Source organism: Liquorilactobacillus hordei DSM 19519 (assembly GCF_019443985.1).
In the GTDB taxonomy this organism is placed as follows: Bacteria; Bacillota; Bacilli; order Lactobacillales; family Lactobacillaceae; genus Liquorilactobacillus; species Liquorilactobacillus hordei.
Map to the genome: position 1 here is coordinate 337,672 of NZ_CP049303.1, position 25,565 is coordinate 363,236.

The following is a 25,565-nucleotide window of genomic DNA, read 5'->3' on the forward strand; positions in this document are numbered from 1 at the left end:
AAGATAAAGACATACCCGTCAGTTTTCGAAAAAATACGAAAACTGACGGGCTTTTAATGAACTATGAATAATTCAGGTTTTAATGCCATTATTGTTTAATAAAACATACAAACTTTGCAAAAAAATGAAATTTGAAATCATTTAATTAATCTGAGAAAAAGATTATCTTATTGACTTTTTCAACAATTGAAAGTATATTATAGGCAATCATTCTTATCTTAATTGATGAAGTAGTCAAAGTGCTTTATCCACGTTTTCAAGGCGTGGAGTGGCGCTTTTTTTATTGTCTAAAAGGAGGTAATGGACAGTTGACAGCAGGTATGATCACGGAATATGACACGATTGCAGCAATTTCAACTCCACCTGGTGAAGGTGCGATTTCAATTGTGCGTTTGAGTGGAGACGAAGCGTTACAAATTACACAAAATTTATTTTCAGGGAAAAATTTAACTAAAGTTAAGAGTCACACTATAAATTATGGTCATATTATCAATCCAAGAACTAAACAAGAGGTTGATGAGGTTATGGTTTCGGTAATGAGAGCACCGAAAACATTTACCCGGGAAAATGTTGTAGAAATTAATTGTCATGGGGGAATTGTGGCAACTAATAAAATTTTACAATTGTTATTAAGTAATGGAGCACGATTGGCTGAACCAGGTGAATTTACAAAACGAGCTTTTTTACATGGAAGAATTGATCTTTCACAAGCAGAAGCTGTCATGGATCTTATTAGGGCTAAAACAGATAGATCAATGAAAGTTGCATTGAATCAACTAGATGGGAATCTTTCACAATTAATCAGAAACTTACGTCAAGATATATTGGATGTTTTAGCGCAAGTTGAGGTCAATATTGATTACCCAGAATATGATGATGTTGAAGAGATGACAACAAGGTTCCTAAAGGAAAAGGCACAGGAGACAAAAGCAAGAATAGAACAATTGTTACAGACTGCTAGACAAGGTAAGGTCTTGCGTGAAGGATTGGCGACAGCGATTATTGGAAGACCAAATGTTGGCAAGTCTAGTTTATTAAATCATTTATTGCACGAAGACAAAGCAATTGTGACAGATGTAGCAGGGACAACACGCGATGTAATTGAAGAGTATGTCAATGTCAGAGGTGTCCCACTTAAGTTAATTGATACTGCAGGAATTCGTGAAACTTCAGATAAGGTAGAAAAAATTGGGGTTGAGCGATCTAAAAAAGCAATTGAACAAGCTGATCTAGTAATGCTGGTGTTAAATCAAAGCGAACCGTTAACGATTGAAGACCAACAATTAATAGACTTAACTAAAGATAAGAAGAGAGTTGTTTTATTGAATAAGGGAGATTTGCCTTCAAGAATGGACCTTACGCAACTTACGAAAGAAATCGGTAAAGCTGAGTTGTTAAATGTTTCTGTTTTAAAGAATGAAGGGATCGATAAGTTAGAAGAAAAAATTGCAAAATTATTCTTTGGCGGAATCGAGAATAGTCAAACGACTATCATGGTTACAAATGCAAGGCATATTGGTCTTTTAAACCAAGCGAGAGATTCACTAGATGCTGTTTTAAATGGGATCGAAGCTAATATGCCAGTGGACTTAATTCAAATTGATATGACTAATTGCTGGGATTTGTTAGGTGAGATTACGGGAGATAGTTATCAAGATGAGCTATTAACACAATTATTCAGTCAATTTTGTTTAGGAAAATAATTAGTTAAAGAAAGATAGGGGAACGTAATGGACGTAAAGCAATATGCTGGCAAAGACTATGATGTAATCGTAGTTGGAGCAGGGCATGCAGGTTGTGAGGCTGCCCTAGCTGCAGCTCGGATGGGTAATGAAACACTCTTAGTAACAATAAATCTTGAGATGGTGGCGTTTATGCCATGTAACCCTTCTATAGGGGGGCCTGCTAAAGGAATAGTTGTGCGGGAATTAGATGCACTTGGTGGTGAAATGGGTCGTAATATTGATAAGACATATGTGCAGATGAGAATGTTGAATACGGGGAAGGGTCCGGCTGTGAGAGCATTGAGAGCACAGGCAGATAAACGAGCATATTCAATCGAAATGAAGCATACTATTGAAAAAGAACCTAATTTAACTTTACGCCAAGGAATAGTTGATAACTTGATTGTTGAAGATGGCGTTGTCAAAGGTGTAATTACTAATACAGGTGCACGGTATGGAGCTAAAAGTGTCGTTTTGACAACTGGAACGGCTGCTCGTGGAAAAATTATTATAGGTGAGTTAATGTACTCTTCTGGTCCTAATAATACACAGCCTTCAATGAAGCTGTCAGGTAATTTGGAAAAACTAGGATTTGAATTAAAACGCTTCAAGACAGGGACTCCTCCACGAGTTGATGGAAATACAATTGAATATGATGTGACCGAGGAACAGCCAGGTGATAAGGAACCAAATCATTTTAGTTTTGAGACTTCAGATGAGGATTACTTGGATGTAAAGGATCAGCTATCTTGTTGGTTGACATATACCAATGAGAAAACGCATGAGTTAATTCGAGCAAATCTTGATCGTGCACCAATGTTTTCAGGTGTGATCGAAGGCGTTGGGCCAAGGTATTGTCCATCAATTGAAGATAAGATTGTCAGATTTGCTGATAAACCACGGCATCAATTATTTATTGAACCAGAGGGCCGTAATACCGACGAATTTTATGTTCAAGGTTTGTCTACGTCAATGCCAGAAGAAATCCAACAGCGAATGGTACATTCTATCAAAGGACTTGAACATGCTGAAATGATGAGACCTGGTTATGCAATTGAATATGATATTGTTTCACCTTATCAATTAAGACCTACATTGGAGACCAAGTTAATTAGTGGATTATATACTGCGGGTCAAACAAATGGGACTTCGGGTTATGAAGAGGCTGCTGGTCAAGGAATGTTAGCTGGAATTAATGCAGGGTTACACGCTCTTGACAAAGAAGAAGTTGTGCTCAAGCGTAGTGATGCCTATATTGGTGTGATGGTTGATGATCTAGTAACCAAGGGAACAAACGAGCCATATCGTTTATTAACATCGCGTGCAGAGTACCGTTTGATTTTGCGTCATGATAATGCAGATATGCGTTTGACTGAATTAGGCCATGAGATTGGCTTGATTTCTGACGAACGTTATGCTCAATTTGAGGCTAAGAAGGCGGCAATTGAAGCTGAAAAAGCACGACTTGAGGGCTATCGAATTAAGCCAAATGAGCAGGTCAATGCATTTCTTGCAGAAAAAGGTGCAGCACCATTGAAAGATGGCGTGTTGGCAAGTGATTTCTTGAGACGACCAGAAGTGACCTATGCTGAATTAGCTGAATTTATCCCAGAGCCGACAGAGAAAATTGATAATCGGGTAATTGAACAAGTTGAGATTCAAATTAAATACGAGGGTTACATCAAAAAGGCCAATCAAAAAGTTGAGAAGCTCAAAAAGATGGAAGCCAAAAAAATTCCAGATCGAATTGATTATAGTGCGATTGAGGGAATTGCCACGGAAGCCCGCCAAAAGTTTGAAAAAATTCGTCCCGAAACACTGGCACAAGCTAGTCGAATCAGTGGAGTTAACCCGGCAGATATTTCGATTTTGGCGATTTATATTGAACAGGGCAAGATAGCAAAGGTTTAGATTATAAAGGACACGCCTTTTGCAAAGATTTTGGACGGCAATTACACACCGGCATAATCGGAAATTATTTGTTTATGCCAATCAGATTATCGTTGTTAGTGTTGCTCAAGTTGATACACCTAAAATAAGGGACTGCTTGACGTGCTCAAATATGATAAATAAAGATCACAATTTTTAAGTATCCATAATAAAAATAAAATGTTATTAGAGTTTAAACTATCTTGTTACATGCGAATAAGTTCTCTTAAATATACATTGACTATCACAAAAAATAACCGCCAGCTGACCAGAGCCAAGACGGTTATTTTTTTGGTTATTTCCGCTCGTTTATAATGATATATATTTAGCTTGAACCTAAGTGTGTATGCGTTCAGAAAAAATAATAATATTAATTTTATATTGTATTTATATGTGTAAAGCATTATCACTACATTAATATTTTATTATAATTATTGTTTAGGATTTTTTATTCATTGAAATCTCTATGATTAACTTTAATTAATGAACGATTACTACTTCTCGTACACGATCGATGTGCTCCTAAGTCAATATTTGGCACATGCTTTTCTAGACACTTGTTCTGATTCTTTCAGTGTTGAACTAATTAATATAATTTGAGATTCTGAGAATTAAGTCCTCAAAGCTTGAGAAGTGCGTTTGAAAAACGAATTCTCGTTTTAATAATGAATGAAAAGCTTCTATTTGGCTATTATCGTAAGGATATCCTTGCTTAGAATACGAATGGAGGATTTGATGTCGTCTAAGCAAGTTTTCAACATCACTGCTCGTATATTGTGAACCCATATCTGAATGAAAATATGCTGGTCTTTTATGATGTTCAAGTGCTTGGTTAACTGTATCTACTACTAGTTTGGCATTCATCTGTCGTCCTATCTTATATGCGAGTATCTTATGAACCTTTGGCTCATACACTGAACTAAGATATACCCAAGTTCCAGGTCGTAGCTCAAGATAAGTAATATCAGCTCGCCAAGTTCTAGCTTTTGGCTTGTTTTTGATTAGATTGGGACGTTGTAAATAATCAACATGAGTACTAGGCTTTTTAAAACGCCGATGCATGAGAGAGTGAATCTTCATTTCTTGCATTAGCCGAAAAATCCGTTTGACACCAACTATAATTCCCAGTCTATTTAATGCTAGTTTGATTCTTGGATAACCATAAGCGCGATAGTTTTCTTCCCAAATTTTTCGAATACTTGCTTTTAAGTGACGGTCAACACAATCGTGTTGACTAGTTTGATAGTTCAACCAATGGTAATAGGTGCTACGAGCTAATCTTAAAGTTGAGAGTATTAAGGATAGGCGGTGATAGGGTGATTGAATCTTAATGAAAGCAAGAGTTTTAACTCGCCCTAACGCTTTCCCAGTAACACCGCCGCAGCTTTTAAAATCTCCAATTCCTCCTTGAGACGTTGGTTCTCTTTTTGTAATTTTTTAAATTCTTTAGAAGTAACTTCAGTTCCATCATCAAGTTCAACTGATTTTGCATCTTTAATCCAGTTATGAATTGATGCAGGAGACACTGCATATTCTTCTGAGAGAGAACGAGCTGATCTCTTTTCCTCGGTGTGCATTTTAATAATGCTTGCTTTAAAATCATCAGTATATCGTTTCATATAAAAACTCCTATCCTAGTTATTTTATTATGGCACAACTGTCTAAATATTTGTGTACCAAATACTAGGATAAGAGCAGTTGGCTATAAATTTCAATTAGTTAAAACCCCCGTCTAACCGATATATAGTTAGACGGGGGTTATTTTGTTCTAAATTCTTTTAATACCTTTTGCTTTGTCCTCTGCATTTAACAGGAAAATAACTATACCAAACATTTTCATGTTTATTAGTCTTCTAAATATCTTACCTCGTTTTGAAAGTGAGTTATCAAATTTACTACTTTCAAAACCATCATATGCACCTTCTTTAATAATGTTCTTGATATCATGCACCGCTTGTTTTTTGTTAACGCTTCCTTCTCTTACAAGAGGGGAATAATAACACTCTAACAAAAAAATCACTCCCGTAATTCCAAAGCGAGTTTTTACATCTTTAGCTTGTTTAGAAGATGGAAACAGTGAGGTTATTTCCAAAATATGTTTTCTGAAATTTACTTCGTTTACTACGTTATAGCTATCAAATAAGTGAACTGAGCTAGACGCGTTTTGCTTGTAAAGTAAACTATCTGTTAAAAGTAATGTTGTAGCGTATCGAATACAATCGAAATTAAATATTACATCTTCGCCTTTACGAAGCTGTACATCAAAACGTATTTTGTTGTTCTTTATAAATGAGCTAAGATAAAATTTGCCGTGAATACTGGCATCAATGGACTCTTTCCCAGTGATAGACATTCTGGACAGTATTGAAATTTTAATCTTCTCTCCACTAAGATTAAAATCCTCATTAGAAGTACAATTAAGCCAAATTAAATTTGAATTATTTTTAGCTAGTTCTTGCAAACTACTAATATTACATTTAATAAATTCATCATCACTATCCAAAAAAGTAAGGTACTTGCCGTTACTGTTTTCAATTCCGATATTTCTAACCCCACTAACTCCAACATGTTTACTATGAAAACCTTTTACGGAAAAAGAGGTGAATTCATTTATTATTTTATTAATTTTGGTTACTGTTTGGTCTGTAGAACCATCATCAACAAACAAAATTTCTATCAGATGCTCATTGCCTCTGAAGGTATTAACTATGCTATTGAAAAGTCGATCTAATGTTTTCTCTGAATTATATGTAGGTATTATTACTGAAAATAAGTATTCCATAATTCCTCCTAAGTAAATAAAATTATTCTGTACTATTACAATACCATGTTTCAAGTTGTAGGAGTAGGCTTTCTAGCGATAAATGGTATTATTCAAATTACTGTAATAATGTATGAGAGAAGATAGTAGGAGCGTGAGAATAGCGAATATAAGCCCCCTGCTGACTAGGATAAATTACTGCGTTAAGTAAAAAAAATAAAGAAACACTTCCGGCATCCCTGGGAGTGCTTCTTTAATTTAAACACAAGTGAATATTGTTGAACCGATTTTAACGTGATTCCAGGATCCGTTGGTGGATAGAAAAAACTATAGGGAGTTCTATTAGTTTTTGCTGAAGTGATGTAAAAAGTTAACTTTCTGGAGATAGATTAAGATTATGTGGGTTCTTGTGGCGTGAATTGTCGTATAAATCAAGATTACGTAAATACTCCTTAAGTGTTTGGATGCTAATACCGTACTGTTGAGCCTTTTGGACATGATTCCAGGATCCATTAGTGGCCAGAAAATTAGAGTAGTCCAGGGCTAGTGATGTTAGTTCCTGTTGAGATAACTTTACGCGAGAGGCTAAGTTATCTATTTTTTCCTGTAAAACGGGATCAATGGAGTACTGACGGCTAAGCTGATTGAGCAATGCAAAAAAATTGCTTGTTTCAGCCATATCTGCAATCTGATAGATATAGGTTGAAATTTTGGAATCTGATGAAAAACTTGATGGATCCGTTGGCACGATCTCACCAACACGTAGATGTGCACGTTGGTACTTATACTTGGAAACAAATTCTTAAAGATGTAACATTAAAAATACCGTTTGGGTCGAAGCTTTTGATTAGTGGTTCTTCAGGCAAGGGGAAAACGACTTTCTTGAATTTGATTCAAGGTTTTCTAACACCAACTGTCGGTGACATTGAGATTGCTAAAAAACGAGTTAGTTCTGATGGTTCTAATGCGCTGGCTTATATTCGCCAAGAACCTTATTTTTTCAATGACACGATTCGCTTTAATCTAACCTTAGGCAAGACCTTTACTGACGAAGAATGTTTAGCGATTCTGCAAAGAGTTGGCTTGGTTGCCGAACTAGGTCCTGATTTGTTAGATCAAACCTATGGTGAGAATGGTAATTCGATTTCCGGTGGTCAACGTCAACGGATTGAGATTGCCCGAGCATTACTCTTCAATAAAAAGATTATCTTACTTGATGAAGCAACCTCTAGTTTAGATGAAAACTTAACCCATCAGATTAGAAAAATTATTTGGAGCTTACCTTGTACAGTAATTGAGGTTGCTCATCAATATGATCAACAGGAATTGCAAGATAATCAGGTGCTGCATTATCAATTAGATGGTGGAACAATGAAGGTGATCTAATATGAGCGTTGAGAATTATAATAACTATTACTATCCAAAAATGAACTTTATCAGCATTTATTTGATATTTCTCCATGGAATAGCGAATATGCAAAGTTTATTAAAATTGATCATTCATCTTTTTTACTATCGGTGTCTGGATTTTTTTCCAGATGCTTTTTTCTTACCAAAATTGCAGTGAAAATTGATTCGAGATTCAAGTAAATAAAATCAATGATTATTAAGATTCCATAAATGAGATGACTGCCCTGCGAGAGCCCCCAAAGATTTAGAAGTAGAATAGGGATGAAAAAAAGACTCGTGATGGCAACTAATAAAGCAGCATTTTTCCAGAGCCACAACATATGAACTATCATCTCCTTTTGATTAATTAAATTAATGATAAAGCAATTTTGAGTGAAGAGATAGAGTTAAAAAGGATAAATGAAAAAAAACATGTGTGTGAAATCACAACCACAAATTTTAAAATGATATTTTGATGAAAATCAGAGTAGCAAATTTGTTGTAGAAACGGTTATTGTAGATCATAATAAGTTCATGCAATCACAATGTTTAAATATTTTACAAAAGGCGTTAAAATGATTATGAAAGCGGTTTACAAAAGGAAATATAACTCGGTGGAAAGAAACAAGTTGTATTGCGAATTGCATTGTGAATGCGGCTTATTATAATGTTTTGCTTGATAATGACGAGGAGGTCTAGAGATGTCAAAAAAAATAATCGATTTTGAACAATTAAAAAAGTTTGACGATGAATTCAAACCGGTACAGCTCTTATCGACAGAGGGTAAATTGTTGGAACCTGATTGGGAGCCAGATCTGAGTGATGACGAACTGGTTGAACTCTTTAAACAAATGGTTTGGTCAAGAACACTTGATGAGCGTTCGACAAAATTGAATCGTCAAGGACGCCTAGGATTCTATGCACCTACTGCAGGTGAGGAAGCAAGTCAGATTGCATCGAATTTTGTAATGGAAAAAGAAGATTTTGTTTTACCAGCATATCGTGATGTACCACAACTTGTGCAACATGGCTTGCCATTATATCAGGCATTTTTGTGGTCACGGGGACATGTTGATGGAAATAAGTATCCTGCTGAATTACGGGCATTACCACCACAAATCATTATTGGAGCACAATATGTTCAAGCTGCAGGGGTAGCACTTGGCTTCAAGTTAAAAGGCCAAAAGAATGTGGCCTACACTTACACTGGCGATGGTGGAACATCACAAGGTGATTTTTATGAAGGAATCAATTTTGCAGGTGCATTTCAAGCTCCCGCAATCTTTGTTATTCAAAATAATGGTTTTGCAATTTCAGTACCGCGTAGCAAGCAAACAGCTGCCGGAACTTTGGCCCAGAAAGCAGTGGCTGCCGGAATTCCTGGAATTCAAGTAGATGGAATGGATGCATTAGCTGTTTATGAGGTAACCAAGGAAGCTCGCGATTATGCGTTAGCGGGTAATGGTCCAGTGCTGATTGAGACACTGACTTATCGTTATGGACCGCATACACTTTCTGGAGATGATCCAAAGCGTTATCGTACAAAGGAAACAGATGAACTTTGGGTCAAAAGAGATCCATTGGTAAGGATGAGACTCTATCTGGAGAGCAAAGGACTCTGGAAACAAGAAGATGAAGAAACTTATGTTGAACAAGTCCGTACAGAAATTAATGAAGCAATTAATAAGGTTGAAAATATGCCAAAACAAAAAATTAGTGAATATTTAAAGAACACCTTTAAAGAAACACCAGTTGGAATTCAAAGAGAAATTGAGAAATTTGAAGAGAAGGAGGCAAAATAATTATGGCGAACAAGACAATGATTAAGGCAATAACTGACGCACTAGATCAGGAACTGGCAAGAGATGAGAAAGTTCTTGTTTTTGGCGAAGATGTTGGAAAAAACGGTGGAGTTTTCCGTGCTACGGAAGATCTTCAAGCAAAGCATGGTGAAGAACGTGTTTTTGATACACCTCTTGCTGAGTCCGGAATTCTTGGACTTTCAACTGGACTAGCTTTGGAAGGCTTTCGTCCAGTACCCGAAATTCAATTTTTTGGTTTTGTTTTTGAAGCAATGGACCAAATAGCAGGACAGATTGCGCGAATTCATTTCCGACTAGGCGGAACCCGTGAGATGCCAATTACAATTCGTGCTCCTTTTGGTGGTGGTGTGCATACACCGGAGCTACATGCTGATAGTTTAGAAGGGTTAGTATCACAAATTCCGGGATTACGCGTTGTTATCCCAAGTAATCCATACGATGCTAAAGGTCTCTTAATCTCAGCGATTCGTTCTGATGATCCAGTAGTATTCTTAGAACATATGAAATTGTACCGTTCAATCAAGGCTGAGGTTCCTGATGAGGAATATACTATACCTTTGGATCAAGCTAACATCGTAAAAGAGGGTACGGATTTAACTATTATTGCTTATGGTGCAATGGTCCAAGAAGCAATCAAAGCAAGTGATGAATTGGCAAAACAAAATATCAGTGCAGAAGTAGTAGATTTACGAACTGTGTCGCCGATTGATGAAGAAACTATTTTGGAGTCAGTTAAGAAAACCGGTCGTGCAGTAGTTGTGCAGGAAGCCCAAAAACAAGCAGGAGTGGGTTCGCAAGTAGCTGCACTTATTGCTGAGAAAGGTATCTTATATTTAAAAGCACCAATTGGACGCGTTGCAGCACCGAATACACCTTACCCATTTAGTGAAGCTGAAAGTGACTGGCTACCTAACAAGCAGGATGTAGTAGAAAAAGCACAAGAAATTTTGGAATATTAGGAGGCGAGCAAATGGGTGCGTATCAATTTAAATTACCAGATATTGGTGAAGGAATTTCAGAAGGAACAGTTGCACAATGGTATGTAAAAGTTGGTGATGTTCTAAAAGAAGATGACGATTTATTAGAGATTGAAAATGATAAGTCAGTTGAAGAAATTCCTTCCCCAGTGGCAGGAACAGTCAAGAATATTCTTGTGGATGAAGGAGAAACTGCTGAAGTTGGACAAGTTTTAATTGAGTTTGAGGTCGAAGGAGCAGGAAATGTTACCAACGGTGCAGAAACAGCAGCACCACAAACATCTGTTGAACAGACACCAGCTTCTCCAGCTGTAGAGGCAGTGACAGAAACTAGTGTACCTGAGATTGAGAAAAAAGAAACTAATGTTACCAAAATGGCTGAAGTAGACAGAACGTTGCCAGTCTTAGCGATGCCAGCAGTTCGCGTATATGCTAGGGAAAAAGGCGTGGATATCATAAATGTGAATGGTACAGGGTCCCATGGACATGTCACGAAAGAGGATGTTGATGCATTCTTGCAAGGTGGAAATAAACCTGAGGCAGCAGAAACAAAAGAGACAGAAAGTGTAGTCACAACAAGTTCTGCAAGTAATAGTTCGCAAGCAACAAGTCAGAAATGGCCAGAAACTAGAGAAAAAATGTCAGGAATTCGTAAGGCTACAGCTAAAGCAATGGTGAATAGTGTTGGTGAAATTCCACACGTTACAGTTTTTGACGATGTTATAGTTGATAAATTATGGAACCATCGTAAACAATACAAGACGATGGCAGCCGAACGAGAAGTCAGACTTACTTTCTTGCCATATGTAGTTAAAGCATTAGCAGTTGTAATGAAGGAATCCCCAATCTTTAACTCATATGTAGATATGGAAAAACAAGAAATTGTATATCGTAACTATATCAATGTTGGAGTTGCAACGGATACCGATAGAGGTTTATTTGTGCCGAACATCAAAAATGCTGATCAAAAGAGCTTGTTTGGTCTAGCAAAACAAATTACGGAAAATACGGAAAAAGTAAAAAATGGTAAACTCGCCAGTGATGATATGAAGCATACAGGGATGTCGATTACGAATATTGGTTCAATTGGTGGAGGTTTCTTTACACCAATTATTAATTGGCCAGAAGTTGCAATTTTAGGTTTGGGCAAAATTACAAAAGAGGCAGTTGTGGTGGATGATGAAATTAAAGTGGCCTATGTACTGAAACTTTCACTTTCGTTTGACCATCGTATTATTGATGGTGCAACAGCTCAAAGAGCGCTTAATCGCCTAGATGAACTGTTGAGTGAACCAGAACTGTTATTGATGGAGGGGTGAGCAGATGGTAGTCGGAGATTTTGCAATTGAACTCGATACAGTTGTGATTGGTGCTGGACCTGGTGGGTATGTCGCAGCAATCAGAGCTGCTGAAAAAGGTCAAAAAGTTACGGTTATTGAAAAAGAATATATAGGTGGCGTATGTTTAAATGTTGGCTGTATTCCTTCAAAAGCATTGATAGAGGCAGCTCATCGTTACCAAAGAGCAATGAATTCATCTGAAATGGGTTTACGTGTTACGGCAGCAACCCTTGATTTTAAACAAACACAGAAATGGAAACAAGAAAGTGTAGTTGATAAATTAACAGGTGGTGTGGCAGGATTATTTAAAAAACATCATATTGATGTAATTTGGGGCAGTGCATTTTTGAAAGATGACCATAGTTTGCGTGTAATGACAGATGATTCTGCTCAGACGTACAGTTTTAATAATTTAATTATTGCTACTGGTAGTCATCCAATCGAGATTCCTAACTTTAAATTCAAAGGAAGGGTCCTAGATTCAACAGGAGCTTTGGCACTTCAAGAAGTTCCTAAGAAGTTGATAGTAGTTGGTGGAGGTTATATCGGATGTGAACTGGCTTCTGCATATGCTAACTTGGGGGCACATGTTTCTATCCTTGAAGGGGCAGACCGAATTCTAGCTAATTATGAAAAAGATTTGGTATCTGTTGTTGAACATCATTTTAGCGGCCAACACGTTGATATTTATACTAATGCAATTGCGAAGATGTCAGAGCAGACAGATAAAGGTGTTAAAATTAAATTTGACGTTAATGGCGAAGAAAAAGAATTGGAAGCTGATTACTGCATTGTTTGTGTAGGACGCAAACCAAATACTGCGGATATGGGTTTGGAACATATCGGTGTGAAGATTGGGGATCGTGGACTGATTGAAGTTGATGCACAGTGCAGGACGAGCGTTGACAATATTTATGCAATTGGTGATGTGATTCCTGGTGCTGCACTGGCACATAAAGCCAGTTATGAAGGGAAAATAGCGGCAGAAGCTATTTCTGGTTCCAAAGGAATTGTAGATTATCGTGCTATGCCGGCCGTTTGTTATACAGATAGTGAAATCGCAACGACAGGCTTAACTGTGGCAGAGGCTAAGGAACAAGGACTTGATGTTAAGAAGGCACAATTTCCGTTTGCAGCTAATGGGCGAGCAATCTCAATGAGCAGTACCAATGGTTTTGTACGTCTTGTATTTGAAAAAGATAGCCAAGCAATTGTTGGAGCACAAATTGTTGGGCCAAATGCCAGTGATTTAATTACAGAGTTAACACTAGCAATTGAAACAGGTGCAACTGTTGAAGATGTTTCATTAACTATTCATCCACATCCAAGTATTAGTGAAGCTGTTATGGATGCTACTGACATTGCCCTAGGATTACCAATTAATATTTAGGGAGTGATTTTGAATATGCAATATGTAGCGATGAAGACATTCGATATTCGAAGGAACCTAGCAACTGAGCAGTACTTAATGAACAGTGATAAATTAGAATTACCAGTTGTGTTATTTTATATTGAGGATCGTTGTGTGATTGTTGGACGCAATCAAAATACTATTGAAGAAGTTGATCAGAATTATTGCAGAGAAAACGGAGTGACAGTTACCAGAAGGCTCTCTGGTGGAGGTGCCATGTATCAAGATCTGGGGAATTTATGCTTTAGTTTTATCGTTGATGCTAAGAACCAAGAGTTTGGTGATTTTAAAAAAATGGTTTCCCCAATAGTTAAGGCCCTACACGAAATGGGTGTGACAGGAGCAGAAGTAACTGGACGTAATGATATTGTTGTTGATGGAAAGAAATTCTCGGGAAATGCAATGTATACTAGAGGCGGAAAAACATTTTCACATGGAACGCTGATGCTAGATGTAGATACTTCAGAGGTTGCCAAGACATTGACAGTACCTTTAGACAAAATTCAATCTAAAGGAATAAAATCTGTACGTAGTCGAGTTACAAATTTACGTCCCTATCTTTTGCCAGAATACCAAAATATTACGACTGAAGAATTTCGTGATTTGTTGATCACTAAAGTTTTAGGAGTAGATAGTATTGAGCAGGCAAAGGAAAATGAATATCTCTTAACAGCTGAAGATGAAAGCAAAGTTGATGAAATAGAGGCACAATATTACAGTAACTGGGACTGGGTATATGGTAAATCACCTAAGTTTACTGTAAAGAAACGTAAACACTTTACAAGTGGGACAATTGACGCACGTATTCTTGTCGAAAAAGGAAAAATTGAAAACATAAAATTCTATGGTGACTTTTTCGGAACAAATAATGTGAGTGAGCTCGAAACAAAGCTTACAGGTAGTGTTTTTGATAGACCACAATTAGAAGCAAAACTTCATGATAGTAACTTAAGTCAATATTTTCAAGGTATTCCTGAAAAAGAAATAATTGATTTATTGGCTGGTTAATCTAGCTAATAGAGATTGCGCAGCATTATAAAAGAAGGACTGTATTTTGTGACAGTCCTCTTTTTGTATCTCATACTGGAGATGATATTGTATGAAGTTGAATGTAAGAAGGGGAGAACGAAATGAAGTGGCAGACTGCTTGGGTACATGAATGCGGTGATTTTTCAGCTTTACCTTTTAAAATGACTGAACTAACAGAAATAATTCAAATGACATTGAACGTTAGCGGAAATGCTGTCAGATTTGAGTTATCAAATCTATATGGTGAGGAAGATCTTGTGTTCAATGAAGTGAGTTTTAGTGCGGATAAAAAGTTCCACGTGAAACATAGAATATATTATGATAGTAAGACGACGATTATCATACAAAAGGGCACAACTATAATGACTGATGCGTTAGATGTTAAGATTCTTCCAGGACAAAAAGTTTTTCTAAGGTTAATTAGCAGTCGAACACAGAAATATATGGACTTTGCTAGTACCTATGATACATCAATGACAAATGCTGCAATTGTTAGAAGAGCTGGAGTAAATCCATCTTTACGGCAAACATTTGGCGCAAGGCGAGGCTGGTTTTGTTTAAGCAAAGCAGAAGTGTTTAGTAATTACCAACCAAAAATTGTTTCACTAATTGGAGACTCATTAATTGAAATGGGATATGTCAGCGATAGTCTCATGGCATTGCTATATCAGAAATTTCCAAACAAAGTAGTTGTTTTAAACCATGGAGTTTCTGGACAAAGATTACTCAACGACGCACCTCAAGGTGAACCACTTTTTGCAACCTTTGGGATGAAAACAAGGAAAATTCTACCAAAAGTTTTGCAGAATAGTCCGAACATAGTATTAATGTTTGCTGGACTAAATGATTTAATATTACCTGTTTTCAGTCAAGAAGCAAAAAATCAATTAGCTCAAGCTCAAGTTCTTTTTAAGGAAGTTGAATATATTTATAAACAAATAACAAGCAACAAGAGTGAGTTTATGTTAAGTACAATAACACCATTTGAGATTGGGCACACAAAAGAGATTCATACTTCAGTGATGGAGCAAAATCTTCTCACCAGAATAAACTTAAATAAACTTTTCCAAAAAAAATATCAAACTGAATTAATTAATAGTGCAGCATTAGTTGAGGATAAGACTTGCCATTTGCTTAGAGAATATGATTTGGGAGATCATATTCATATTAATAAGGCAGCCGGTGAAATTATTGCACAGAATATATGTGATAAAGTTATAGCAAAAACTGGATTAGTATAATATTGTCTTGGTGATGTGTATGGAAGAGTAGTATACTGTGCATAGAAAATTACTACGAGGTTATATGATGATTGACTTACACGAAATACTAGATAAAATGAATCCAAACCAAAAAATTAATTACGATAAGATCCTTCAGAAAATGGTAGTTACTTGGCAAAAAGATAAAGTTAGGCCATCAATTTTGTTGCATAGTTGTTGTGCACCATGTAGTACCTATACTTTAGAGTACTTGACACAGTATGCCGATGTAACTGTCTATTATGCAAATTCAAATATTCATCCAAGAGCAGAGTACCAACGAAGAGAGTATGTCCAACGAAAGTTTATTAGCGATTTTAATCAAAAAACGGGGAATGATGTGCAGTTTATTGCAGCACCATATGAACCGCAAGAATATTTTTTGGCAGTTAGAGGTCTTGAAAAAGAGCCTGAGGGTGGACAAAGATGTCGTGCATGTTTTAGCTACAGACTTGATTTGGTTGCCGCAAAGGCGGTGGAATTAGGGTTTGATTATTTTGGAAGTGCATTAACAATTAGTCCACATAAGAATTCACAGGTGGTCAATAGTGTTGGGATAGAAGTCCAAAACTTTTATAGTACGATGTATTTGCCAAGTGATTTTAAAAAGAACAATGGATATCGACGATCTGTAGAAATGTGTCAAGAATACGATGTTTATCGGCAATGTTATTGCGGTTGTATTTTTGCTGCGAAGGCACAGGGAATTGATTTAGCAAAGACGAGAAGAGAAGCTTTGGCATATTTGAAGGATAAAGATGTAGCTGAAGATTTTATGAATATCAAGTTTGTATACCATGAGGAAGAAAATAACCCTTTAAGATGAACGGCTTTTTTAAGGGAAAAATCGTTTTCTAAACTTTAGAATCTGTCAAAAAAAGTGACAGATTCTTTTTTTTATATATCTTTTTCTTAAAATGTATATTTTGCCTTTGTAATGTATAGATGTGATGATAGAATGCTTTTAAGGTGTATATTTTACAAAAATAGGGGGTATTCAAATGAAAGTGATGCTTTCCGACTTTAAAGAATTAATGCAGAAAGATAATATGGTTGAAATAAAATTATTAAAAAAAGACCATCCAGACTGGACAATTGTGACACAACCCTATGACGAGAAAGAACCATCGGCTTTTTTCGCTGAGCTTAAGGATGTCGATGCATTGATTACAGCTTTTTTACCGATTAATAAGATGATACTTGATGCAGCGCCAAGATTAAAATTAATATCGATTAGTGCAGTTGGCTATGAAAAAGTTGATTTGAAAATGGCGCAAAAAAGAGGTGTCAGAGTCTGTGCAATCGGAGAGTACTGTACTCAAGATGTAGCTGAATTTACAATCTCATTAATGTTTGCACTAGTAAAGAGATTGAAACAATATGATAGACTTGTGGTTGAAAAACATCGGTGGGAGTATGATGCATTTATGGCTCAACCCAGACTTTCACGGATGACATTAGGTATTTTTGGTTACGGCCGAATTGGTGCGGCAGTTGCCAAGATGGCAGTTGCGCTAGGTATGCGTGTAATAGCATATAGTCACCATATCACTGCTGGAACAATAAAAGATAATGTAGAATTTGTAAGTGAAGAAGAATTATTAGCGAAATCGGATATTATATCTAATCATATGAGGGCAACAACTGAGAACTACCATTTTTTTAATGCAGATATTTTTAAAAAAATGAGACAAAAAAAGCCTTACTTCATTAACGTTTCAAGAGGTGAAACTGTTGATGAAACAGAGCTTTTGTCAGCCATTGATAATGGGATGGTTCGAGGAGCGGCGCTCGATGTTTTAGAAAGTGAGCCTCCTGCTTTAGTCAATAATCCTTTGTTGCAGCGAGATAACATCATAATTTCTCCACATGCAGCCTTTTATTCTCAAGATTCGATGGCGATGTTGCAGCGAATTTCATGTCAGAATGTAACTTCTTTTTTTGAGGGACGAGATGAAAAAGTTTTTAACTTTGTTGATCAGTATTGATTTTATAATTTTTCAAATAAGTTCTAACTAAAAAGGCCATCAAAAGCAACAAAATTACAGTGAACCAGATTGATAATCGTGTTCCAAGCGTGAATGAATAGGGAATATCGGCAATTACAATCATTATTGTTGTTGATACAGAAGCAGCAATTTGGCGGAAAGTATTGTTTAAGGCAGATGCATGGCTAATATCTGGTGGATTGATATCTTTGAATGCTTCTGACATTGCTGGTGCAAAAACCAATGAGTTTCCGATCATTCTTGTAAGGTAAGCAGTAGCTATTAACCAAGACGGTGTTGTTTTTGTTAATAAAACTAGTGGAATAGTCGCAAGTAGCATTAGAAAAATACCCATATATAATAAGTGTTTGGGACCATGGCTGTCATAATAGCGACCTGCTAGCGCTGCAAAAAGTGCATTTAAAATAGCACCTGGTAGCAGAATGAGCCCTGCTTGCATGCTGTTTAAGCCTTGGACGTTTTCCACAAAGATTGGAATAATTTGCTCTGTGCCGATTAGAACCATGAAAGCAATCATGCCAATTAGAGTTAAGAGACTGAATGATCGGACTCTAAGAATTTGAACTCTAAGAACTGGTTGAGGAAGGTGCAACTGTCGTTTGTAAAAAGTACTTAATAAAAAAATACCAATGATAAGTGCAAGCCCAGCTAATAGATAACTTTGCTTATATAAAGTTAGGCTTGCTAGTGACAGGGTTGCTCCGGTAAGAGAAAGAATTACGGATAAGATGTCAATTTTGACGTCTTTTTTTTGTGAGTAATTAGGAAAATAAAAGAAGGCAATTAACCAGACAATAATAATGAGAGGTAATACAAGGATAAAAAGGAAGCGCCAAGTTAAAAAGTGTAAAATAACACCTGAAATTGTTGGCCCAATTGCTGGACCTGAAGCAATTACTAGGCCGGATAATCCTAAAACAGTTCCTCTTTTTTCAGGAGGATAAATTGTAACCATGGTTGTCATCTGGAAAGACATCAGTATTCCACCAGCACAAGCTTGAAGAATACGGGCAGTCAACAAGACGAGGAAAGTAGTTGCTAAAGAGCCTAAAATAGTACCAAAAATAAAAATGCCAGTTGTTACTAGAAATAACTGTCTATTTGAGTATTTGTCATACAAATTAGAAGAAAGAGGTGTGATAATTCCAATAATTAGAATGTAGCCAGTTGTCAGCCACTGAACATTACTTAAAGACACATGCATTGTTGTTTGAATAACAGGTAAAGCAGTAATCATCATTGTTTGGCTGGCTAGTGTAAGGAATGTAACTAGCAAAACAAGAATTGTAACAATTGTTCTTGTTTCTTTTGTAATATTTATATTCATAGATGTTTCCTTTCCATATAGGTAGATATTCATATTAAATCTTTGCACATAAGAAATATATTATAATAGTTGTCTTAACACTCAATGTTATAGTTTATTTTAAGCGATATCAAGAACTTTTTCGGTTGATGAAATAATGATAAATTAAATAATAATATTCGTTTTTAGATTATACTTGTATGCTAAAGCCTGTATCGAGATAGTTTTTGTTAAAATTATTAATTAAAAGACGAATAATACGGATTAGTGGCGTTGCAGAACAATGTATAAAAGGATATACTTGGGAAAATAGATTTAATAAATTGAATGAGGTGCTGAAATGAAAGCAATTCTGACTACAATTGGTAAGGACCAAGTAGGAATTATCGCGGGTGTTAGCCATTTTTTGGCTGAAAAGGAAATTAACATACTTGATGTTTCTCAGACTATCATGGACGGCTATTTTACAATGATGATGATGGTCGAGATAAAGAATGAAGATGCTGATTTTACTGTTCTTTCAGAAGAACTTGAAAAATTAGGAACAAAATTGGGCGTTGAAATTAAAATTAGACGTGAAGAAATTTATCATGCAATGCATCAGTTATAGGAGGATATTTAATTAAAGATGGAAACCGAGAAGATTATTGAGACAATCCACATGATTTCTGACGAGAACCTTGATGTCCGTACTATTACAATGGGAATTTCTTTACTTGATTGTATTGATAGCGACAGCACAAAAGCCTGTGAGCGCATTTATAATAAGATAATGAAAAAGGCTAAAAATTTAGTCAAAGTTGGTAAACAGATTGAAGCAGAGTATGGCATACCAATTATCAATAAGCGAATCTCTGTAACACCAATCTCAATTATTGCAGCAGCAAGTGCTGATAAGAATTATCTGAAGTATGCACAAACGTTAGATCGTGCGGCCAAAGAGTTAGGTGTCAATTTCATAGGTGGATTCTCTGCACTTGTACAAAAGGGCTATCAGACAGGAGATCTTAAATTAATTAAATCATTACCACAAGTTTTAGACGAGACAGACTTAGTATGTGCCTCAGTTAATGTGGGATCTACACGCAGTGGGATTAATATGGATGCTGTCGGAGAAATGGGTAAGATTATAAAAGAAGCATCAGAACGTTCTTTTATGACAAACACAAAAATGGTTGTCTTTTGCAATGCAGTTGAAGATAATCCGTTTATGGCTGGTGCTTTTCACGGTGTTGGTGAGCAAGATACAGTTATTAATGTTGGTGTTAGTGGACCAGGTGTTGTTAAACATGCACTTGAGAATGTTAAAGGTGCGTCAATGGATGTTGTTGCAGAAACTATTAAGCAGACGGCATTTAAAGTTACGCGAATGGGACAACTAGTTGGAACGATTGCGGCAGAACGTTTAGGAGTTTCCTTTGGGATTGTCGACTTGTCTTTAGCACCGACGCCAGCTGTCGGAGATTCTGTTGCACAAATTCTCGAAGAAATCGGGCTTGAAAGTGTGGGAACTCACGGTACAACAGCGGCTTTAGCCTTGTTAAATGATGCGGTTAAAAAAGGTGGAATTATGGCCTGCAGTCATGTGGGAGGATTATCTGGTGCATTTATACCAGTTTCTGAGGATGCAGGGATGATTGCTGCCGTTAATGCGGGTGCTTTGAATATTGAGAAGCTTGAAGCGATGACTGCTGTTTGTTCTGTCGGATTGGACATGATTGCAATTCCAGGTGACACCCCTGCTGATACAATTTCTGCGATGATTGCTGACGAAGCAGCAATTGGTATGATTAATAACAAAACGACTGCTGTTAGAATTTTACCAATTCAAGGTAAAAAAGTTGGTGAAATGGTAGAATTTGGTGGATTGCTTGGATATGCTCCTGTGATGGGTGTTAATAAGGCTTCTTCATCACAAATGATAGCTAGAGGTGGATTAATTCCAGCACCTATCCATAGTTTTAAGAATTAAAATTAATGTAACGATTATTTTGGCAGATAGTACTGATTTCTTTCAGTAATCTGTCTTTTTTAGTACCTAAAATATAGATATTTAGATAATAAGACTTATAATTAGTGAGTGATAAAAGCCTTTTCGTTCAAAAACAATCATAAATGCTTATTTATATGATTGAAAATGAGTTTTTTTGCATTTTTTTGATTGATTTTTCGGGCTAGTGATGGTAATATGCTTTAGGAGGTAATGTAAGTGCTTGCAGAAGAACGGCAACAAGTAATTTTGAGAATGCTTCGTGAGAATGGAATTGTAAAGTTACATGATGTTTGTGAAGAAGTTAAATGTTCAGAATCGTCAGTTCGTAGAGATTTACAAGAATTAGAAGAGAAGGGTATTTTAATTCGTGTGCATGGTGGTGCCAAAATACGTCAATCCTTACAAAAGGAATTAGATATGAGCGGCAAATTCTCTCAGAATACTGAACAAAAAAATCAAATTGCGAAGATGGCAGTAAGTCTTATTCAAGACGAGGATGTTATCTACCTTGATGCAGGCACATCTACATTGGCTATGATTCAGTTTCTGAAACAAAAGAAACAATTAACTGTGGTTACAAATGGAATTATGCATGCAACTGCACTTGCTGACCAAAATATTAGAACTATCTTGGTTGGTGGAGAGCTGAAAAATACGACAAAGGCAATTGTTGGTGTAGAAACAGTTAAGGAATTGCAACGTTATCGGTTCAACAAAGTCTTTTTGGGAATGAATGGGGTTCATATCGAATATGGGTATACAACTCCTGACCCTGATGAAGCAGCTGTCAAGCTTGCAGCAATAAAACAAGCTGCAGAGACATTTGTTTTGGTAGATAGCACAAAATTCGACCAATTCTCTTTTGTTAAAGTGGCAGAGGTATCAGAAGCCAAGATAATTACTAACAAGTTATCCAAGCTGGTTTTTGACCAGTATAATAATCAAACAGAAATTCAGGAGGTTTCGTTATGATTTACACAGTTACAGTTAATCCATCAATTGATTATATTGTGCAACTCAAAGAACTGACTTTAGGTGAAGTTAATCGTATGGATTATGATGCAAAACTTCCCGGGGGAAAAGGAATTAATGTTTCACGTATTCTCCGAGAATTAGGACAAGATAATGTTGCTCTTGGTTTTTTAGGTGGATTCACAGGTAATTTTGTTGAAAAATCGTTGAAGACAAAGGGTTTGAAGACGGAATTTACACATATAGCAGCTGATACACGTATAAATGTGAAAATCAAAGCACAGGCTGAAACAGAAATCAATGGTAAAGGTCCTAAGATTTCTGATGATGAAGTTGCAGCTTTCAAAAAACAATTTGATAAGTTAACAGAAGATGATGTAGTTATTTTATCTGGTAGTTTAGCTCCAAGTTTATCAAAGGATTTTTACTTTGAATTAATCGAATTAATCAGCAATAAAGGTGCAGATTTTGTAATAGATACGACTGGTGAAAGTTTAATGAGAACATTGAAGGAACATCCATTAGTTGTTAAACCAAATCATCATGAATTAGCGGAGTTGTTTGGTGTTGAACTAAAGGGAATTCCTGACATTGTTGAATATGGCAAAAAATTATTAGACTTAGGTGCGAAACATGTATTAATTTCAATGGCAGGCGACGGTGGATTGTTGATCACACCTGATAAGGTTTATTATAGTCAAGCGCCAAAAGGAACTGTAATCAATTCAGTTGGGGCTGGAGATTCAATGATTGGTGGATTTGTGGGGACGTTTGCAGCTACAAAGAACTCACTTGAAAGTTTCCGATATGGGTTGGCATGTGGGAGTGCAACTGCTTTTTCAGAAGATTTAGCAGATCGTGCTAAGATCGATGAGATTCTGCCACAAATAAAAATAGAAGAGTATAAAAATTAAAAAAAGGAAGTGTAGTAATGGATATTCGTGAATTGTTATTAAAAGATGCAATGATTATGAATTTAAAAGCAACAACGAAACAAGAAGCTATTGATGAAATGGTACATCAATACTATGTTACGGGTGTTATCAATGACGAAGAACTTTACAAGAAGGATATTGTAGCTCGTGAAGCCCAATCTACAACAGGAATTGGTGATGGCATTGCTATGCCACATGCAAAGGATAAGGCAGTTCAAAGAGCAACCGTTATGTTCGCTAAGAGTGAAGGCGGAGTTGATTATGCTTCACTTGATGGTAACCCAGTTCACTTGTTCTTTATGATTGCTGCTCCAGAAGGTGCTAATGATACTCATTTGAAAGCACTTGCTACTCTATCAGGTCTCTTGATAAATCCAGATTTGGTTGCAAGTTTGAAAAAAGCACAAACACCTGAGGAGGTACAACAATTATTTGCAGATGCACAAGCTGCTAAGGAAGCTAAGGAAAAAGTAGAAGAAGAAAAAGAAAAGGCTGCCGCTAAGGCACCGGTTTCATCTAACCGTCCTTATATTGTAGCTGTAACAGCTTGCCCAACTGGGATTGCCCACACATATATGGCTGAAGAAGCATTGAAAAAACAAGCTGAAGCAATGGGTGTTGACATTAAAGTTGAAACAAATGGTTCAGAAGGTGTAAAACATCTTTTAACAGCTGATGAGATTTCTCGTGCCGCAGGTGTTATTGTTGCTGCTGATAAGAAAGTTGAGATGGCACGTTTTGATGGTAAACATTTAGTTAATCGTCCTGTTGTTGATGGAATAAAAAAAGCTGAAGAACTTATTAATAAAGCAGTGGAACAAGATGCTCCGATTTTTCATGCAGATGCAGATTCTAGTCAAGAAGATGAAGGTGCAAATGGAACAGTTGGAAGTAAGATATATAAGGATCTAATGAATGGTGTTTCTCACATGCTGCCTTTTGTTGTAGGTGGTGGTATCTTAATGGCGTTGTCATTCGTTATTGAACAATATCTTGGTGGAGCCAAGTCAACTGGTTTTATTTTCTTGAATAATGCAGGAAGTCTTGCCTTTGCATTTATGATTCCAGTGTTAGCAGGATATATCGCTGAATCCATTGGTGATCGACCAGCATTGATGCCTGGTTTCGTTGGTGGATTTATGGCAACTGTTTATAGCGGTTCATTTGGTGGAGTTTATACTGCTAATGTTATGACAAATGCTAAGAGTGCAGGTGGATTCTTAGGTGGAATCGCTGCTGGTTTTATCGCTGGTTACTTAACGATTTTCCTGAAACATTTATTCTCTAAGTTACCTAAGTCACTTGAAGGTATGAAACCAATGCTTCTTTATCCAATTGTTGGTTTGTTCTTAGTTGCTTTCTTGATGTTCTTTATTGTAAACCCAATTTTTGCAGTTATTAATACATGGTTAACCACATTCTTGAACCACATGGGAACAGGCAATGCTGTATTACTTGGTTTGATTTTAGGTGGTATGATGTCCATTGATATGGGTGGCCCATTCAACAAAGCTGCATATGTTTTCGCTGTTGGTGCATTTACAGCAACTAAAAATGGTGATTTGATGGCCGCTGTAATGGCTGGTGGTATGGTTCCTCCATTTGCAACAGCTATTGCAACAGCATTCTGGCCAAAGAAGTTTACGGATGATGAGCGAAAAGCAGGTATCACTAACTGGGTACTTGGTTTCTCCTTTATAACTGAAGGTGCCATTCCATTCGCAACAGCTGATCCATTACATGTGATTGGTTCAAGTGTACTGGGAGCTGCAATTGCTGGTGGTTTAACACAGCTTTGGCACGTAAGTGTTCCAGCTCCTCATGGTGGTTTATGGGTAACACCATTAGCTACTAATGCTTTTGGTTACATTGCAGCCGTTGTAATTGGTGCAATCATTGCAGGTGTTGTATTAGGAATTTGGAAAAAAGAAAAAGTAAATAATTAGGAACAAAAAAGCCAAGCTGAGGAAGAAATTCTTCAGCTTGGCTTTTTTTCTGAGCAAAATTTAAAACGTTGATCTTACCTTTGATCTTTAAAGATACTGTACGATCTTTTTAATAGTTTAAATGTTTTAACATAAGTATGATAAAAGCTAAAAGTAAACTTCTCCAGGATTAAGCTCCAAAGGTCTTGGGAAAACACTTGTTGAAAATACAATTTGAGTCTTTGTTTCACCAAAACGTTGAATATCATTAATAAAATTATCAAGAGCCCTAGTGGACTTAAAGTAACATGTGATGATTTGCGAATAGCTACCTGTTACACAATCACAAGAAATAACGTTTCCTACAGATTTTATATATGGATAAAAATCATCTTTATCTTTAGGTGAAAGCCGTAAGCTAACATATGCTTTGATGGGATACCCAAGAACCTTATAATCAATAGAAGTCTGATAATTTGTAATGATGCCGCGTTCTTCAAGATGTGTTAAGCGAGTTGAGACTGCTGGTGCAGAAATAAAGCAAATATCAGCCAGCTTTTTCAAGGAAATACGGGCGTCTTTTTGTAATGTCGATACAATTTTTAAATCAATTTCATCCATTAAAAATCCCTCCAAACGATCCTATGTAGCTTAATATAGCATACTATTTTAATTTAAACACGTATTAAAAAACAAAAGAACGGTAAAAATATACCAAAAAACGAATAAAAAAGGATAATAATTATAGTTCTATGCTATTTTATATAAATGACTAATATA

General features: G+C 36.4%; 20 protein-coding genes. 16 read left to right on the plus strand and 4 right to left on the minus strand.

Annotation, left to right across the window (positions count from 1 at the left end):
- Positions 1-320 precede the first annotated feature (320 nt).
- Together mnmE and mnmG are read left to right on the plus strand one after the other, a co-directional pair.
- Complete coding sequence (gene mnmE / locus G6O70_RS02880) at positions 321-1,703, plus strand: tRNA uridine-5-carboxymethylaminomethyl(34) synthesis GTPase MnmE (RefSeq protein ID WP_057870460.1); 1,383 nt, start codon at positions 321-323, stop codon at positions 1,701-1,703.
- Between the two features lie 27 nt (positions 1,704-1,730).
- Positions 1,731-3,635, plus strand: coding sequence for a tRNA uridine-5-carboxymethylaminomethyl(34) synthesis enzyme MnmG (gene mnmG, locus G6O70_RS02885; protein ID WP_057870459.1), 1,905 nt, complete (start codon positions 1,731-1,733; stop codon positions 3,633-3,635).
- Between the two features lie 600 nt (positions 3,636-4,235).
- On the opposite strand, the gene G6O70_RS02890 is transcribed toward mnmG, so the two are convergent.
- A protein-coding gene (locus tag G6O70_RS02890; protein WP_219934295.1) for an IS3 family transposase occupies positions 4,236-5,272 on the minus strand; the annotation gives its coding sequence in 2 pieces (ribosomal slippage) (positions 4,236-5,044 and positions 5,044-5,272; 1,038 coding nt in all).
- Between the two features lie 149 nt (positions 5,273-5,421).
- Positions 5,422-6,435: a glycosyltransferase family 2 protein gene (locus G6O70_RS02895; protein WP_057869461.1), complete on the minus strand. Its 1,014-nt coding sequence runs from the start codon at positions 6,433-6,435 to the stop codon at positions 5,422-5,424.
- Positions 6,436-7,065: 630 nt separating this feature from the next.
- Between G6O70_RS02895 and G6O70_RS02900 the strand changes: the two genes are divergently transcribed.
- From G6O70_RS02900 to G6O70_RS02940, 9 genes are all read left to right on the plus strand, one after another.
- A complete protein-coding gene (locus tag G6O70_RS02900) occupies positions 7,066-7,800 on the plus strand; it encodes an ATP-binding cassette domain-containing protein (protein ID WP_083481910.1) in 735 nt (244 codons plus the stop codon).
- Between the two features lie 704 nt (positions 7,801-8,504).
- Positions 8,505-9,605 (plus strand): pyruvate dehydrogenase (acetyl-transferring) E1 component subunit alpha, encoded by a 1,101-nt coding sequence (gene pdhA / locus G6O70_RS02905; RefSeq protein ID WP_057869464.1) that lies wholly within the window; start codon positions 8,505-8,507, stop codon positions 9,603-9,605.
- Between the two features lie 2 nt (positions 9,606-9,607).
- Positions 9,608-10,585 (plus strand): alpha-ketoacid dehydrogenase subunit beta, encoded by a 978-nt coding sequence (locus tag G6O70_RS02910; protein WP_057869465.1) that lies wholly within the window; start codon positions 9,608-9,610, stop codon positions 10,583-10,585.
- Positions 10,586-10,596: 11 nt separating this feature from the next.
- On the plus strand, positions 10,597-11,922 hold the full coding sequence (locus G6O70_RS02915) for a 2-oxo acid dehydrogenase subunit E2 (RefSeq protein WP_057869466.1): 1,326 nt from the start codon (positions 10,597-10,599) through the stop codon (positions 11,920-11,922).
- 4 nt (positions 11,923-11,926) lie between these two features.
- A complete protein-coding gene (gene lpdA / locus G6O70_RS02920; protein ID WP_057869467.1) occupies positions 11,927-13,333 on the plus strand; it encodes a dihydrolipoyl dehydrogenase in 1,407 nt (468 codons plus the stop codon).
- Between the two features lie 15 nt (positions 13,334-13,348).
- On the plus strand, positions 13,349-14,362 hold the full coding sequence (locus G6O70_RS02925) for a lipoate--protein ligase (RefSeq protein ID WP_083481911.1): 1,014 nt from the start codon (positions 13,349-13,351) through the stop codon (positions 14,360-14,362).
- A 122-nt stretch (positions 14,363-14,484) separates the two neighbouring features.
- Entirely contained in the window at positions 14,485-15,624 is a 1,140-nt protein-coding gene (locus tag G6O70_RS02930; RefSeq protein WP_057869468.1) for an SGNH/GDSL hydrolase family protein, read from the plus strand.
- A 67-nt stretch (positions 15,625-15,691) separates the two neighbouring features.
- A complete protein-coding gene (locus G6O70_RS02935) occupies positions 15,692-16,471 on the plus strand; it encodes an epoxyqueuosine reductase QueH (protein ID WP_057869469.1) in 780 nt (259 codons plus the stop codon).
- Between the two features lie 175 nt (positions 16,472-16,646).
- Positions 16,647-17,633 carry an NAD(P)-dependent oxidoreductase gene (locus G6O70_RS02940; RefSeq protein WP_057869470.1) on the plus strand — a complete coding sequence of 329 codons (987 nt, stop codon included), beginning with the start codon at positions 16,647-16,649 and terminating at the stop codon, positions 17,631-17,633.
- Here the strand turns inward: G6O70_RS02940 and G6O70_RS02945 are convergent.
- Positions 17,611-18,981 (minus strand): DHA2 family efflux MFS transporter permease subunit, encoded by a 1,371-nt coding sequence (locus tag G6O70_RS02945; protein WP_083481912.1) that lies wholly within the window; start codon positions 18,979-18,981, stop codon positions 17,611-17,613. The genes G6O70_RS02940 and G6O70_RS02945 overlap by 23 nt on opposite strands.
- Before the next feature lie 319 nt (positions 18,982-19,300).
- Here G6O70_RS02945 and G6O70_RS02950 point away from each other — a divergent pair, with 319 nt between their 5' ends.
- The 5 genes from G6O70_RS02950 (at position 19,301) to G6O70_RS02970 (ending at position 24,806) form a co-directional block, all read left to right on the plus strand.
- A complete protein-coding gene (locus G6O70_RS02950; RefSeq protein WP_057869472.1) occupies positions 19,301-19,570 on the plus strand; it encodes an ACT domain-containing protein in 270 nt (89 codons plus the stop codon).
- Positions 19,571-19,588: 18 nt separating this feature from the next.
- Positions 19,589-20,932: a PFL family protein gene (locus G6O70_RS02955; RefSeq protein WP_057869473.1), complete on the plus strand. Its 1,344-nt coding sequence runs from the start codon at positions 19,589-19,591 to the stop codon at positions 20,930-20,932.
- Between the two features lie 237 nt (positions 20,933-21,169).
- Complete coding sequence (locus G6O70_RS02960) at positions 21,170-21,925, plus strand: DeoR/GlpR family DNA-binding transcription regulator (protein WP_057869474.1); 756 nt, start codon at positions 21,170-21,172, stop codon at positions 21,923-21,925.
- Entirely contained in the window at positions 21,922-22,839 is a 918-nt protein-coding gene (gene pfkB / locus G6O70_RS02965; RefSeq protein WP_057869475.1) for a 1-phosphofructokinase, read from the plus strand. Before G6O70_RS02960 ends, pfkB begins: the two co-directional genes overlap by 4 nt.
- 17 nt (positions 22,840-22,856) lie before the next feature.
- Positions 22,857-24,806 (plus strand): PTS fructose transporter subunit IIABC, encoded by a 1,950-nt coding sequence (locus tag G6O70_RS02970; RefSeq protein WP_057869476.1) that lies wholly within the window; start codon positions 22,857-22,859, stop codon positions 24,804-24,806.
- A gap of 147 nt (positions 24,807-24,953) precedes the next feature.
- Here the strand turns inward: G6O70_RS02970 and G6O70_RS02975 are convergent, their stop codons facing one another.
- The gene (locus tag G6O70_RS02975) at positions 24,954-25,406 is read right to left on the minus strand and encodes an Lrp/AsnC family transcriptional regulator (RefSeq protein ID WP_057869477.1); all 453 of its coding nucleotides are present in this window, start codon (positions 25,404-25,406) and stop codon (positions 24,954-24,956) included.
- Between the last annotated feature and the right edge of the window lie 159 nt (positions 25,407-25,565).

Bases quoted from the DNA above. Each gene is read 5' to 3' on its own strand.
- G6O70_RS02900 (WP_083481910.1), top strand. From the start codon at position 7,066: ATGCAAAAAAATTGCTTGTTTCAGCCATATCTGCAATCTGATAGATAT.
- mnmG (WP_057870459.1), top strand. From the start codon at position 1,731: ATGGACGTAAAGCAATATGCTGGCAAAGACTATGATGTAATCGTAGTT.
- G6O70_RS02950 (WP_057869472.1), top strand. From the start codon at position 19,301: ATGAAAGCAATTCTGACTACAATTGGTAAGGACCAAGTAGGAATTATC.
- G6O70_RS02975 (WP_057869477.1), bottom strand. From the start codon at position 25,406: ATGGATGAAATTGATTTAAAAATTGTATCGACATTACAAAAAGACGCC.
- pdhA (WP_057869464.1), top strand. From the start codon at position 8,505: ATGTCAAAAAAAATAATCGATTTTGAACAATTAAAAAAGTTTGACGAT.
- G6O70_RS02935 (WP_057869469.1), top strand. From the start codon at position 15,692: ATGATTGACTTACACGAAATACTAGATAAAATGAATCCAAACCAAAAA.
- G6O70_RS02895 (WP_057869461.1), bottom strand. From the start codon at position 6,435: ATGGAATACTTATTTTCAGTAATAATACCTACATATAATTCAGAGAAA.
- G6O70_RS02970 (WP_057869476.1), top strand. From the start codon at position 22,857: ATGGATATTCGTGAATTGTTATTAAAAGATGCAATGATTATGAATTTA.
- G6O70_RS02925 (WP_083481911.1), top strand. From the start codon at position 13,349: ATGCAATATGTAGCGATGAAGACATTCGATATTCGAAGGAACCTAGCA.
- pfkB (WP_057869475.1), top strand. From the start codon at position 21,922: ATGATTTACACAGTTACAGTTAATCCATCAATTGATTATATTGTGCAA.
- G6O70_RS02940 (WP_057869470.1), top strand. From the start codon at position 16,647: ATGAAAGTGATGCTTTCCGACTTTAAAGAATTAATGCAGAAAGATAAT.
- G6O70_RS02955 (WP_057869473.1), top strand. From the start codon at position 19,589: ATGGAAACCGAGAAGATTATTGAGACAATCCACATGATTTCTGACGAG.
- G6O70_RS02930 (WP_057869468.1), top strand. From the start codon at position 14,485: ATGAAGTGGCAGACTGCTTGGGTACATGAATGCGGTGATTTTTCAGCT.
- G6O70_RS02915 (WP_057869466.1), top strand. From the start codon at position 10,597: ATGGGTGCGTATCAATTTAAATTACCAGATATTGGTGAAGGAATTTCA.
- G6O70_RS02910 (WP_057869465.1), top strand. From the start codon at position 9,608: ATGGCGAACAAGACAATGATTAAGGCAATAACTGACGCACTAGATCAG.
- lpdA (WP_057869467.1), top strand. From the start codon at position 11,927: ATGGTAGTCGGAGATTTTGCAATTGAACTCGATACAGTTGTGATTGGT.
- mnmE (WP_057870460.1), top strand. From the start codon at position 321: ATGATCACGGAATATGACACGATTGCAGCAATTTCAACTCCACCTGGT.
- G6O70_RS02945 (WP_083481912.1), bottom strand. From the start codon at position 18,981: ATGAATATAAATATTACAAAAGAAACAAGAACAATTGTTACAATTCTT.